Genomic DNA, 12,609 nt, shown 5'->3' on the forward strand with positions numbered 1-12,609 from the left:
TTCGCTCCCCGACTTGGACTCGAACCAAGAACCTACCGGTTAACAGCCGATTGCTCTGCCAATTGAGCTATCGAGGATCATCCGCTCACCCGGAGGCGAACAGCGCGTGACTACTTTAGCAAAGTCTGCGCGAACTCCAAATCCTGGATCAGTAGCCGAGCTCCGGGTCGACGACGCCGAGCAGATCGCGCCCTGCGGCGAACGCGGCGACGTTGGCGCGGACCCGCTCAGCGAGCAGCGGGGTCGTCATCTCCGGGGTGTCGGCCGAGTGCGGCGTGATCAGGCAGCGCGGCTCCCTCCAGAGCGGGTGCCCGTCGGGCAGCGGCTCCGGATCGGTCACGTCGAGGGCGGCGCCGGCGAGCCGACCCTCCGCGAGCGCCGCGACGAGGGCGTCCGTGTCGACGAGACTCCCCCGGGCGACGTTCACCAGCACGGCCTCGGCCGGCAGCCGCCGCAGCAGCGCGGCGTCGACCAGCCGCGCGGTGCCGTCGGTCGCGGCGGCCGCGAGCACCAGGACGTCCGCGTCGGCGACCGCGTCGGGCAGCTGCTCGGCGGTGACGGTGCGCTGTGCTCCGGGCACGGCGACGGCGCTCCGGCGCACCACCGTGACCTGCGCGTCGAAGACGCTCAGCAGCCGCAGGAGCTCGACGGCGATGCCGCCCGCTCCGACGATCACGACCTTCGCGCGGTGCAGGGTCCTGGCGCGCTTCGCTCCCCAGGAGTCGGCGCGGGCGCGCTCGGGCAGCGAGCGCAGCAGCGCGAGGGTCAGCGCGAGGGCGTGCTCGGCGACCGGCTCGGCGTAGGCGCCCTTCGCGCTCGTCCAGCGCAGGCCCTCCCGCCGGCTGCCGCGGAGCACCGGCGCGAAGACGTCGACCCCCGCCCAGGGCAGCTGAACCCAGCGCAGATCCGGGTGCTCGGCGAGGACCGCGGCGAGCTCGTCGGTCCGGCCGTAGGAGAGCCAGAGCAGCGCCTCCGCCTCGTCGACGTCGACGACCGTGCCGCCGCCCGCCTCGATCGCCTCCGTGAAGACCGCTTTCGGCCGGGGCAGGACGGCGATGCGCGGCGCGCTCATCCGGCCTCCTCCGCGGACACGGCACGGGCGGCGCGGCCGGCGTCGAAGCGCTCGAACTCCGCGAACGCCGCGCCGAGCTCGCGCACGTAGGGGTGCCGCGACTCGGTGAGCACCTCCAGCAGGGGGCCGTAGGCGACCACCTCGCCCTCGACCAGCACCGCGATGCGGTCGGTGGCGCGGCTGAGCACGTCGATGTCGTGGCTGACGACGACGGCGGCGAAGCCCTCCTGCCGGCGCAGGTCCGTCAGCAGGTCGACGATCGACTCGCGGACGGTCGCGTCGATCCCGGACGTCGGCTCGTCGGCGATCAGCACCGTCGGGCCGAGCACGAGCGCGCGGGCGATCGCGACGCGCTGGCGCTGGCCGCTGGACAGCTCGTAGGGGTAGCGGTCGAGCAGGAAGAGCGGCAGGTGCACCGAGTCGAGCAGCGTCGCGACCCGGACCGCCGCGCTCTTGGGGTCGTAGTGGCGGTCGCGGAGGAAGATCGGCTCGGCGATCAGCTCGGAGACGGTCAGCTCGGGGCGGAGCACCGCGCCGGCGTCCTGCGCGAGGTGCGCGACGTCGAAGGTGAACCGCTTGACCTCGCGGGCCGGCAGGCCGCGCAGGCGGTGCCCGGCGACGGTCGCCTGGCCGCCGATGATCACCGGCCGGGTCCGAGCACTGCCGACGGCCGAGCCGTCCAGGCCCTCGCCGCCGAGCACCCGGGCCAGGGTCGACTTGCCGGATCCGCTGCCACCGAGGATGCCGAGCACCTCGCCCGGCTCGACGCGGAGGCTGACGCCGCGCAGCGCCGTCCACCGCCCGCTGATCCCTCGGGGCGGGTACTCGACGCTCAGGTCGTCGACGACGATGGGCGCCGAGGCGGCAGCGGCTCGGCTCACGCCGTCCGCTCCGCCTGCACGATGCTCCGCAGGAGCTCGCGGCGCTCGGCCTGCTCCCCCGGATCGGGCACCGGCAGCGAGGCCAGCAGCCGCTGCGTGTACGGGTGCTTCGGCGCGGACAGCACCTCCTCGCCCGTGCCCTCCTCGACCAGCTCGCCGCGGTAGAGCACGGCGATGCGGTCGGCGAGGAGGTCGACGACGGCGAGGTCGTGGCTGATGAAGAGCGAGGCGAAGCCGAACTCGCGCTGCAGCTCCGCGAAGAGCTCGAGCACGCGCGCCTGCACCGAGACGTCGAGCGCCGAGGTGGGCTCGTCGGCGATCAGCAGCTTGGGCTCGAGCGCGAGCGAGCGCGCCAGGCTCGCGCGCTGCCGCTGGCCGCCGGAGAGCTCGTGCGGGTAGCGGTCGCCGTAGGCGCGCGGCAGCTGCACCGCCTCGAGCAGCTCGTCGACGCGCTTCCGGGCGGCGCCGGCGTCGCGGGCGCGGCCGTGGACGATCAGCGGCTCGGCGACGCACTCGGCGATCGTGAGCAGCGGGTTGAAGCTCGACGCCGGGTCCTGGAAGACGAAGCCGATGTCGCCGCGCACGGGGCGGAAGGCCCGCTCGCGGATCCCGCGCATCTCCTTGCCGAGCACGCGCAGCGAGCCGCCCGTGACGGTGGTGAGACCGGCGATCGCGCGGCCGATGGTCGTCTTGCCCGAGCCGCTCTCGCCGACGAGGCCCAGCACCTCCCCCGCGCGGATGCGGAAGGACACCCCGTCGACCGCGACGAAGCCGGGGCGGCCGAGCCGGCCCGGGTACTGGATCCGCAGGTCCTCGGCGAGGACGAGCGTCTCGGCCTCGGGTGCGCCGGCGCGCTCGATGGCGCGCTCCTTCGCCCGGGCGACGCCCTGGCCCACGTGCGGCACGGCGGCGAGCAGCTTGCGGGTGTACTCGGCTTTCGGAGCGGCGAACAGCTCGGCGACCGGCGCCTCCTCGACCAGCTCGCCCTGGTACATCACCGCGACGCGGTCGGCGAGGTCGGCGACGACGCCCATGTTGTGCGTGATCAGGACGATCGAGGTGCCGAAGTCGTCGCGGCAACGGCGCAGCAGGTCGAGGATCTCGGCCTGCACCGTGACGTCGAGCGCCGTGGTGGGCTCGTCGGCGACGATCAGCCCGGGGTCGAGCACGAGCGCCATCGCGATCACGACGCGCTGCTTCTGCCCACCCGAGAACTGGTGCGGGTAGTAGTCGACGCGCTTCTCGGGCTCCGGGATGCCGACGGTGCGCAGCACGTCGATCGCGCGCTGCCGCGCCTCCTTCCGCGGGACCGAGGCGTGGGCGCGCAGTCCCTCCGCGATCTGCCAGCCGACGGTGAAGACGGGGTTCAGCGCGGTGCCCGGCTCCTGGAAGACCATCGCGACGTCGGTGCCGCGGAGCTCGCGCAGCCGCGCCTTCGGCACGGACACCACATCGGTGGAGGAGCTGCCGTTCTTCTTCGAGAGCAGGATGACACCGGAGGCCGTCGCCGTCTCGGGCAGCAGCCCGAGGATCGACTTGGCGGTGACGGTCTTGCCGCTGCCGGACTCGCCGACGATGGCCAGCACCTCGCCGCGCTCGACCCGGAGGCTCACGCCGGCGACGGCTCGGACCGCGCCGCGGTCGCTGGCGAAGGCGACCTCGAGGTCCTGGATGTCGACGATCGGGCGGGAGTCGGCCTGCCCGCCGCCGTCGGTGGGACGCTGGACGCTCATCGGGTCTTCTCCACTCCGGCGACGGGATCGTGTCCCGGCGTCTCCAGGCCGTCCGCGGGGAGGGTGCCACCCGGGACGACGGACGTCGCGGCGACGTCGCCGGAACCGGCGGCCACCGCGCGCCGACCGCGCAGGCGCGGGTCGGCGAGGTCGTTGAGGCTCTCGCCGACCAGCGTGATGCCGAGGACGACGAGGACGATGGCCAGGCCCGGGAAGACCGAGGTCCACCAGATGCCGCTGGTCACGTCGGACAGGGCCTTGTTGAGGTCGTAGCCCCACTCGGCGGCCGAGGTCGGCTCGATGCCGAAGCCGAGGAAGCCCAGGCCCGCGAGGGTCAGGATCGCCTCGGACGAGTTGAGCGTGAAGATCAGCGGCAGCGTGCGCGTGGCGTTCCGCAGCACGTGCTTGAACATGATCCGCGGCGTCGAAGCGCCGATGACCTTCGCGGACTCGACGAACGCGTCGCCCTTGATCCGCACCGTCTCCGCCCGGATGACCCGGAAGTACTGCGGGATGTAGACGACGGTGATCGAGACCGCGGCGGCGAAGATGCCGGACCAGAGGTTCGACTGGCCGCCCGAGATGACGATCGACATCACGATCGCGAGCAGCAGGGTCGGGAACGCGTAGATGGCGTCGCAGATCACGACGAGCACGCGGTCGAGCCAGCCGCCGAGGTAGCCGGAGACGAGGCCGAGGAAGACGCCGAGGAAGATCGACAGCACGACCGCGACCACGATGACGAGGAACGCGGTCTGCGCGCCCCAGAGCACGCGGGAGAGGACGTCGTAGCCGCCGACGGTCGTGCCGAGCAGGTGCTCGGCGCTCGGCGGCTGCTGCGCGCCGAACGACTCGGTGCCGGTGCGCAGCTGCGAGTAGCCGTACGGCGCGATCAGCGGGGCGAAGGCGGCGACGAGGAGGAACGCGCCGGTGATGACGAGACCGGTGACGAGCATCCCGCGCTGGAGCCCGACGCTCTGGCGGAGCTGGCGGAGGACCGGCAGCCGGTCGGCGAGGCGGCGGCGCGGGCGCGCCGGAGTGGTGGTGCTCATGGGTCAGTACCTCACTCGCGGGTCGATGAGCGCCGCGATGACGTCGACGATGAAGTTGGTCAGCGCCACGATCACGGCCAGCAGGGCGACGATGCCCTGCACGGCGACGAAGTCGCGCGCCTGGAGGTACTCGGCCAGCTGGAAGCCGAGGCCCTTCCACTCGAAGGTCGTCTCCGTCAGCACGGCACCGCCGAGCAGCAGGGCGATCTGCAGGCCGATGACGGTGATGATCGGGATGAGCGCCGGGCGGTACGCGTGCGTGCGGACCAGGCGGAACTCGCTCACGCCGCGCGAGCGGGCGGCGTCGACGTAGTCGGTCCCGAGGGTGCCGATCACGTTGGTGCGGACGAGGCGGAGGAAGATGCCCGCGGTCAGCAGGCCCAGCGCGACCGCCGGCAGCACCGCGTGCGAGAGCACGTCGGCCACGGCGGCGGGATCGCCGGTCTGGATCGCGTCGATCAGGTAGATGCCGGTCTTGTTCTCGAGGAACTGCAGCGAGAGCTCGGTGTTCGTCGTCGCGCGGCCGGCCACGGGGAACCACTTGAGCCAGACCGAGAAGACCAGCTTGAGCAGGAGACCCGCGAAGAAGACGGGGGTCGCGTAGCAGAGGATCGCGAAGATGCGCAGGACCGCGTCGGGCGTGCGGTCGCGGTGGTAGGCGGCGAGCATCCCGAGCGGGATGCCGACCAGGAACGCCACGATCAGGGCGTAGAAGGCGAGCTCGACGGTCGCGGCGCCGTAGGTCAGCAGCACCTCGGTCACCGGGCGGTTGTCGCTCAGCGTGGTGCCGAAGTCGCCGCGCAGCAGGTTGCCGAGGTACTCGAAGTACTGCACGATCAGCGGCCGGTCGTAGCCGGCGGCGGCCACGCGCTCGGCCAGCTGGTCGGCGGTGAGCCTGCCTCCCAGCGCCGCGGTGATCGGGTCGCCCGTGGAGCGCATGAGGAGGAACACCATCGTCACGAGGATGAAGACGGTCGGGATGATGAGCAGGAAGCGGACGAGCAGGTAGCGCCCGAGCCCTCCTCCTGAGCCGCGCGGACGCCGGGTGGGCGCCGTCGCCGCAGCCGTCGTGGCTGTCGTCACGTGATGCCTTTCGTGGAGAACGGCCGGCGCCTCCCGGGTGGGGAGGCGCCGGCCGGAGGGGTGGATCAGCCCTTGCTGAGCGCCGCGTAGCGGAACTTGAACGAGGCGTCGAGGGTGTCCTCGGCTCCGCTCACGGTGCTGCCGACGACCGCGACCTGCGAGCCCTGGAGGTAGGGCAGGGTCGACAGCTGCGCCGCGACCTTGTCCTGGATCTCCTCGATCAGCGCGGTGCGCGCATCGGCGTCCGTCGTCGAGACCTGCTCGGCGATGAGGCTCTGCACGTCGGCGTCGTCGAAGTGGTTCGCGAGGAAGTTCTCCTTGATGAAGAACGGCGACAGGTAGTTGTCGGCGTCGGAGTAGTCCGGGAACCAGCCGAGCTGGTACGCCGGGTAGACGTCGCTCGAGCGGTCCTTGGAGTACTGGACCCACTCGGTCGTCTGCAGGTTCACGGTGAACAGGCCGGTCGACTCGAGCTGGTCCTTGATCAGCGCGTACTCGTCGCCCGAGGACGGACCGTAGTGGTCGTTCGAGTACTGCAGGTTGAGGGTGACCGGGGTGGTCACGCCTGCGGCCTGGAGCGTGGCCGCCGCCTTGTCGGCGTCGGCACCGCCCTGGCCGTCGCCGTAGAGGCCCTTGAGCGACTCGGTCGCGCCGGTGAGGCCCGCCGGGACGTAGGAGTACAGCGGCGTGTAGGTGCCCTTGTAGACTTGGTCGGCGATCTCGTCGCGGTCGATGAGGTCCGCGGCCGCCTGGCGCACGGCCAGCGCCTTCGCGGCGTCGGCCTCGGGGGTCGTCGCGCCGAAGGGCTGGGTGTCGAAGTTGAAGACGATGTAGCGGATCTCGCCGCCGGGACCGTCGACGACCTTGACGGCGTCGTTCCCGCGGAGGTCCTCGACGTCGGTCGCGGAGAGGCTCCGGTACGCGACGTCGATGTTGCCCTCCTGGATGTCCAGCTTGAGGTTCGAGCTGTCCGCGTAGTACTTGACGTTGACGGTGCCCGTCTTCGCCTCGCCGAGCACGCCCTGGTAGTCGTCGTACGCCTTGTACTGGATGAGGTTGTTCACGTCGTAGTTGGCGATCGTGTACTGCCCGGCGAACGCGTCACCCGAGACGATGTCGTCGTCGGCGGTCAGCTCGTCGGCCGAGAAGACCTCCTCGTCCACGATCGGGCCGGCGGGGCTCGAGAGGATCTGCGGGAAGGTCTGGTCGTTGTCCGACTTCAGCGTGAAGACGACGGTGGTGTCGTCCGGCGCCGCGACGCTGTCGAGGTTCGCGAGGAGCGACGACGGGCCGTTCTCGGCCGCGATCGCGACCTGGCGGTCGAAGGAGAACTTGACGTCAGAGGAGGTCAGGTCGTGGCCGTTGGCCCACTTGAGGCCCTCCTTGAGCGTGACCGTGTACTCGGTCGGCGCCGTGAACTCCGCCGACTCGGCGATGTCCGGCTCGACGTCCGGGCTGCCGTAGGGGGTGTTCATCAGGAACGGGAACACCTGGTTCATCACGGCGAAGGAGCCGTTGTCGTACGAGCCCGCGGGGTCGAGGGTGGTGATCTTGTCGGTGGTGCCGATGGTGAGCGTGCCGCCGGCGGCGCCGCCGGTCGAGTCCCCGCCGCCGGCGGAGCAGCCCGCCAGCACGAGCGCGACCGCGGCGAAGCCCGCTGCCGTGCCGAGCGCCCGCGAACCGCGGGTGAATCCGGATGTCATCTCCGTCTGCCTCTTCCTGTCAGAAATCGGATGCGGCCGTCGGCGTGGAACGCTTACCCGCGGCGCAGAGTCCGACTCGCACGGAATCCGAGCGGAGCGGTGTCGCACCGGCGCACAGTCTTTCAGGCGCACGGTGATCTCTGGGCGCGCGGGGTCCACGACGCTGAGCGCCCGCATTGCTGTTCCTCAGTGGTAACACATGCGGGAGCGCTCTCCGAACCGGCGGGAGCCCCTGCGCGTTTTCTTCACACGACTGCAACACGCTCCCCCTGCAGGGCCCGGCACGGCCGGGAGTCGTCACTCGGTGCGCAGCGCGCGCTTCTCGCGCTCCAGCTCGACCAGGCGGACCTGCACGGCGCGGGAGAGCACGGGATCGGACGAGGCGCGCTGCAGGGCGCCGCGCAGCTCGGCGATCTCGCGCAGCAGGTCGCGCTCGATCAGCGAGATCGCGACGTCCTTCGAGTAGCGGGCGAGCCCCGCCTCGTCGGCCGCCGGGATCGGCGCGACGGCGAGCTGGCGCACGAGCGAGGCGAACGGCCCGGGGACGTCGGCCGCGACGTGCTCGACCCAGTCGCGGTCCTGGGCGCGCTCGAGGTTGGCGACGACGGCGTCGCGGACGACGCGGAGGGTCTCGTTCGTGACCGCGGCGTGCGCGGCCCGGGCGAGCAGGCTCTCCCCCATCGCCTGCGGCAGCTGGAGCATCGCCATCAGCGCCTCGCGCTCGATCCGGGTGACGACGTCGACGGGCAGGTCGGCGAGGCGGGCGCCGGCGGGGGCCTCCGGCGCGTCCTCCTGCGGGCGCTCGTCGCGGCCGCCGGGGGCGTTCCGCGCCCGGGAGCCGGCGGAGCGGACGGCGGAGTTGACCTCGGACATGTCGAGCCCGAGCATCCGGGCCAGCTCGCGCGAGTAGCCGGGGCGCAGGGCGGGGTCGCGGATCTCGGCGACGACGGGGGCGGCGGCGCGCAGGGCGGCGATCCGGCCCTCGACCGTGTCGAGGTCGTAGCGCGCGAGCAGCTGGCGGATGACGAACTCGAACATCGGCTTCTTGTCGTCGATGAGGCGGCGGACCGCGTCGTCGCCGCGGTTGAGGCGCAGGTCGCACGGGTCCAGGCCCTCGGGCGCGACGGCGACGAAGGTCTGCGCGGCGAAGCGGTGCTCCTCCTGGAACGCGCGCATGGCGGCCTTCTGGCCGGCCGCGTCGGGGTCGAACGTGAAGACGACCTCGCCGACGCCGCTGTCGTCGCCGAGCACCCGCCGGAGGACCTTGATGTGGTCGACGCCGAAGGAGGTGCCGCAGGTCGCGACCGCGGTGGTCACGCCGGCTAGATGGCAGGCCATCACGTCGGTGTAGCCCTCGACGACGACGACCCGGTGGCCGCGGGAGATGTCCCGCTTGGCGAGGTCGAGCCCGTAGAGCACCTGGGACTTGTGGTAGACGGGCGACTCGGGGGTGTTCAGGTACTTCGGTCCCTTGTCCTCCTCGAGGAGGCGGCGGGCGCCGAAGCCGACGGTCTGGCCGGTGACGTCGCGGATCGGCCAGACGAGGCGGCCGCGGAAGCGGTCGTAGACGCCGCCGCGGTTGCTGCTGCTGACGAGGCCCGCGGTGGTGAGCTCCTCCTCGGAGAAGCCGCGGCGCTTCAGCGCGGTGGTGAGGCCGTCCCAGCCGTCGGGGGCGAAGCCGACGCCGAAGCGGTCGGCGGCGGCGCGGTCGAAGCCGCGCTCGCCGAGGAAGCGGCGGCCGACGTCGGCGCCGGGGGTCGCGAGCTGCTCGCGGAAGAACTCCTCGGCGGCGTTGTTCGCGGCGATGAGGCGGGCGCGGCCGCCGGTCTCGGGGGCCTGGCCGCCGCCCTCCTCGTACTGCAGCGGGAAGCCGATGCGGCCGGCGAGCCGCTCGACGGTCTCGCTGAACGAGGTGTGGTCCATCTTCATGACGAAGCTGTAGACGTCGCCCGACTCCTGGCAGCCGAAGCAGTGGTAGAAGCCGGCCTGGGGGCGCACGTGGAAGCTCGGGCTGCGCTCGTCGTGGAACGGGCAGAGCCCCTTGAGCGATCCGACGCCCGCCGACTTCAGGGTCACGTACTCGCCGACGACGTCCGCGATGTTGACCCTGGCCTTGACCTCCTCGACATCCGTCTGTCGAATCCGAGGCATGCCTCCCATCGTATCCGCCGCCACCCCCGCCCCGACCGAGTCCGCCGTTTCCGCACGGCCTCTCCGCGCCCTCCTCGACCAGCAAGCACGGCGCACCGCCGCTGTCTGAAGCACGCGCCCCTCCGCCGTGCGAAGCACGCGGCCGCCACCATGCTGGTCGAGTAGCCGCGGAACGCGGCGTATCGAGACCCACCCCTCGACCACGTCGGTCTCGATACGGCCGCTCCGCGCCCTACTCGACCAGCATGGAGGCGAGAAGGAGCGGCCGCACGACGAGCACGTCGCAGGGTGCAGCCGAACGTGTGATCCGCGTGCCAGCGGATCGCGCTAGGCGTCCGCTCCCCGCTCTGCGGAACGCACCACCTCGAGGAGCCGACCGCGCGGACGCCCGGCAGGGACGGGCGTCCCAGCAAGCACAGCCCGACTGCGCGGACGCCGGGCAGGGACCGGCGTCCGACGAGAAGCGGGGCTACGCCCCGCTTCGAGTCAGTGGCACAGCCGCTCGAACCAGCTGAGCGCGCTCTGGTCGGTGAGGTTGGCCACCTGGTCGACGACGACCCGGCGGCGGGCGTCGTCGCTGGGGGCGGCGTTCCAGTCCTCGGCGAAGCCGGCGTCGAGGGCGCCGGCGCCGCGCTCGAGGAGGGTGTCGGCGAGGCGGGTGAGCACCTCGCGCTGCTGGGCGTAGATGGGCTGGCGGGTGTTGCGGGACATCACGAAGGTGGCGACGATGCCCTTCAGCACGGCGATCTCGGCCTGCTGCTCGCGCGGGACGACGACGTGGCCGCCGAAGCGGACGAGGTCGGGGTGCGAGTAGGCGGCGCGGGTGGCCTCGGTGGCGGAGCCGGCGAAGCGGCCGATGAGCTGGCTGGTGAGGTTCTTCAGCCGGGCCTGGTCGCGGCGCGAGCCGTCCCAGGAGTCGACCCAGACGTCGAGGGAGTCGAGGCGGTCGAAGGCCTCGACGAGCTCGTCGTGCCCGATCTCGCCGCCCACCCAGGAGTGCATCGACTCGACCAGGTCGTCGTGGTCGGTGCGGGAGCCGAGGGCGGCGACGTCGATGTAGCCGGAGAACACCGCGTCCTCGAAGTCGTGCACCGAGTAGGCGATGTCGTCGGAGAGGTCCATCACCTCGGCCTCGATGCAGCGGACTCCCTCGGGGGCGCCCTCCCGCATCCAGGTGAAGGCGGGCTCGTCGTCGGCGTAGAAGCCGTACTTCGCACGACCGGACGGGTCGGCGACGGAGCGGGTGTCGGGCCAGGGGTACTTGCAGCTGGCGTCGAGGCTCGACCGGGTGAGGTTCAGCCCGTAGGGGCGGTCGTCGTCGCCGAACACCTTCGGCTCGAGGCGGGTGAGCAGGCGGAAGGTCTGCGCGTTGCCCTCGAAGCCGCCGATCGACTCGGCCCACGTGTTGAGCGCGCGCTCGCCGTTGTGGCCGAACGGCGGGTGGCCGATGTCGTGAGCGAGGCAGGCCGTGTCGACGACGTCGGGGTCGAGGTCGAGGCTGGTGGCGAGCTCGCGGCCGATCTGGGCGACCTCGAGCGAGTGGGTCAGCCGGTTGCGCGCGAAGTCGACGCCCGCCGTGGGGCTCAGCACCTGGGTCTTCGCCGCCAGGCGCCGCAGCGAGCTGGAGTGGAAGAGCCGGGCGCGGTCACGGGCGAAGTCGGAGCGGCGGGTGCTGTGGTCCTCCGGCAGGAACCGCTCGACGTCGACGAGCGAGTACCCCCAGAGCGCGCGGTCATCCACCGCTGTGGTGGATCTCGGCGGCCGACACGGCGTCGCGCTGATCGGCGTTCAGCTCGCGGGACTCGAGCCAGCGGTCGGGCAGGGACGGCGTCTTCGGCGAGCCCGCGCGGCCGCGCTGGCCCTCCGCCGCCTCGCCGGGGTACGGCACGTCGGGGTCGAGCGTGGCGAGCAGCTCGTCGAGCTCGGCGAGGGTGACGACCGAGGCCATCCGGGCGCGGAGGTCGCCGCCGACGGGGTAGCCCTTGAAGTACCACGCGACGTGCTTGCGGATGTCGCGGCAGCCGCGCTCCTCGCTCTCGAAGAACTCGCAGATGAGCTGGGCGTGGCGGCGGAAGGCCGTGGCGACCTGCCCGAGGGTCGGCGTGAAGCGCTCGTCCGACCCGGCGAAGGCGGCCGCGAGGTCGCCGAAGAGCCACGGCCGGCCGAGGCAGCCGCGGCCGACGACGACGCCGTCGCAGCCGGTCTCGCTCATCATCCGCAGCGCGTCCTCGGCCGACCAGATGTCGCCGTTGCCGAGCACGGGGACGGCGGAGATCGCCTCCTTGAGGGTCGCGATCGCCGACCAGTCGGCCTGGCCGCTGTAGAACTCGGAGGCGGTGCGGGCGTGCAGCGCGATCGACGCCACTCCCGCGCCCTCCGCGGCCCGGCCGGCCTCGAGGTAGGTGAGATGGTCCGAGTCGATGCCCTTGCGCATCTTGACGGTCAGCGGGACGTCGCCCGCGGCCTTCACCGCGCCCTCGACGATCTGCCGGAACAGCGGGAGCTTCCACGGCAGGGCCGCTCCCCCGCCCTTCCGGGTGACCTTCGCGACGGGGCAGCCGAAGTTGAGGTCGATGTGGTCGGCGCGGTCCTCCGCGACGAGCATGGTGACCGCCTCGGCGACCGTCTTCGGGTCGACGCCGTAGAGCTGGATCGAGCGGACCTTCTCGCTCGGGTGGTGGCGGATGAGGCGCATCGACTCCGGCGTGCGCTCGACGAGCGCGCGGGAGGTGATCATCTCGCTGACGTACAGGCCGTTGCCGAACTCGCGGCAGAGCCGGCGGAAGGCGGTGTTGGTGATCCCGGCCATGGGCGCGAGGACGACGGGGGCGTCGAGTTCGAGGGGGCCGATCCGGAGCGCCGGCGCGGTGCGCGCGGGCGGGGCGGCCATGAGAGTGGAGGACATCGGTATCGATTCTCCCAGATCCTGTGTTG

9 protein-coding genes and 1 tRNA gene are annotated in these 12,609 nt (G+C 72.1%); all 10 read right to left on the minus strand.

Translation table 11 applies throughout. The features are described 5' to 3' along the window. Positions 1 to 4: 4 nt before the first annotated feature. The 10 genes from HQQ82_RS03185 to dusB all read right to left on the minus strand — a co-directional run bounded on the left by HQQ82_RS03185 (position 5) and on the right by dusB (position 12,580). Positions 5 to 77: transfer RNA gene (locus HQQ82_RS03185), tRNA-Asn, on the minus strand. A gap of 71 nt (positions 78 to 148) precedes the next feature. Then, positions 149 to 1,072, minus strand: a complete 924-nt coding sequence (locus HQQ82_RS03190; protein ID WP_173231619.1) for an NAD(P)-dependent oxidoreductase — start codon at positions 1,070 to 1,072, stop codon at positions 149 to 151. After that, positions 1,069 to 1,953 (minus strand): ATP-binding cassette domain-containing protein, encoded by an 885-nt coding sequence (locus HQQ82_RS03195; protein ID WP_367947790.1) that lies wholly within the window; start codon positions 1,951 to 1,953, stop codon positions 1,069 to 1,071. The genes HQQ82_RS03190 and HQQ82_RS03195 overlap by 4 nt, the downstream gene beginning before the upstream one ends. Continuing rightward, positions 1,950 to 3,686: an ABC transporter ATP-binding protein gene (locus HQQ82_RS03200; protein ID WP_173231620.1), complete on the minus strand. Its 1,737-nt coding sequence runs from the start codon at positions 3,684 to 3,686 to the stop codon at positions 1,950 to 1,952. The genes HQQ82_RS03195 and HQQ82_RS03200 overlap by 4 nt, the downstream gene beginning before the upstream one ends. Continuing rightward, positions 3,683 to 4,738 carry an ABC transporter permease gene (locus HQQ82_RS03205; RefSeq protein ID WP_173231621.1) on the minus strand — a complete coding sequence of 352 codons (1,056 nt, stop codon included), beginning with the start codon at positions 4,736 to 4,738 and terminating at the stop codon, positions 3,683 to 3,685. The genes HQQ82_RS03200 and HQQ82_RS03205 overlap by 4 nt, the downstream gene beginning before the upstream one ends. A gap of 3 nt (positions 4,739 to 4,741) precedes the next feature. Beyond that, positions 4,742 to 5,821 carry an ABC transporter permease gene (locus HQQ82_RS03210; protein WP_173231622.1) on the minus strand — a complete coding sequence of 360 codons (1,080 nt, stop codon included), beginning with the start codon at positions 5,819 to 5,821 and terminating at the stop codon, positions 4,742 to 4,744. Between the two features lie 65 nt (positions 5,822 to 5,886). After that, positions 5,887 to 7,524, minus strand: coding sequence for an ABC transporter substrate-binding protein (locus tag HQQ82_RS03215; protein ID WP_173231623.1), 1,638 nt, complete (start codon positions 7,522 to 7,524; stop codon positions 5,887 to 5,889). 297 nt (positions 7,525 to 7,821) lie between these two features. Beyond that, positions 7,822 to 9,675: a DNA primase gene (gene dnaG / locus HQQ82_RS03220; RefSeq protein WP_173231624.1), complete on the minus strand. Its 1,854-nt coding sequence runs from the start codon at positions 9,673 to 9,675 to the stop codon at positions 7,822 to 7,824. A gap of 486 nt (positions 9,676 to 10,161) precedes the next feature. Continuing rightward, positions 10,162 to 11,415 (minus strand): deoxyguanosinetriphosphate triphosphohydrolase, encoded by a 1,254-nt coding sequence (locus HQQ82_RS03225; protein WP_173231625.1) that lies wholly within the window; start codon positions 11,413 to 11,415, stop codon positions 10,162 to 10,164. After that, positions 11,408 to 12,580, minus strand: coding sequence for a tRNA dihydrouridine synthase DusB (dusB, locus tag HQQ82_RS03230; RefSeq protein ID WP_173231626.1), 1,173 nt, complete (start codon positions 12,578 to 12,580; stop codon positions 11,408 to 11,410). The genes HQQ82_RS03225 and dusB overlap by 8 nt, the downstream gene beginning before the upstream one ends. Between the last annotated feature and the right edge of the window lie 29 nt (positions 12,581 to 12,609).

This window comes from Rathayibacter sp. VKM Ac-2856 (assembly GCF_013205055.1).
Taxonomy (GTDB): Bacteria; Actinomycetota; Actinomycetes; order Actinomycetales; family Microbacteriaceae; genus Rathayibacter.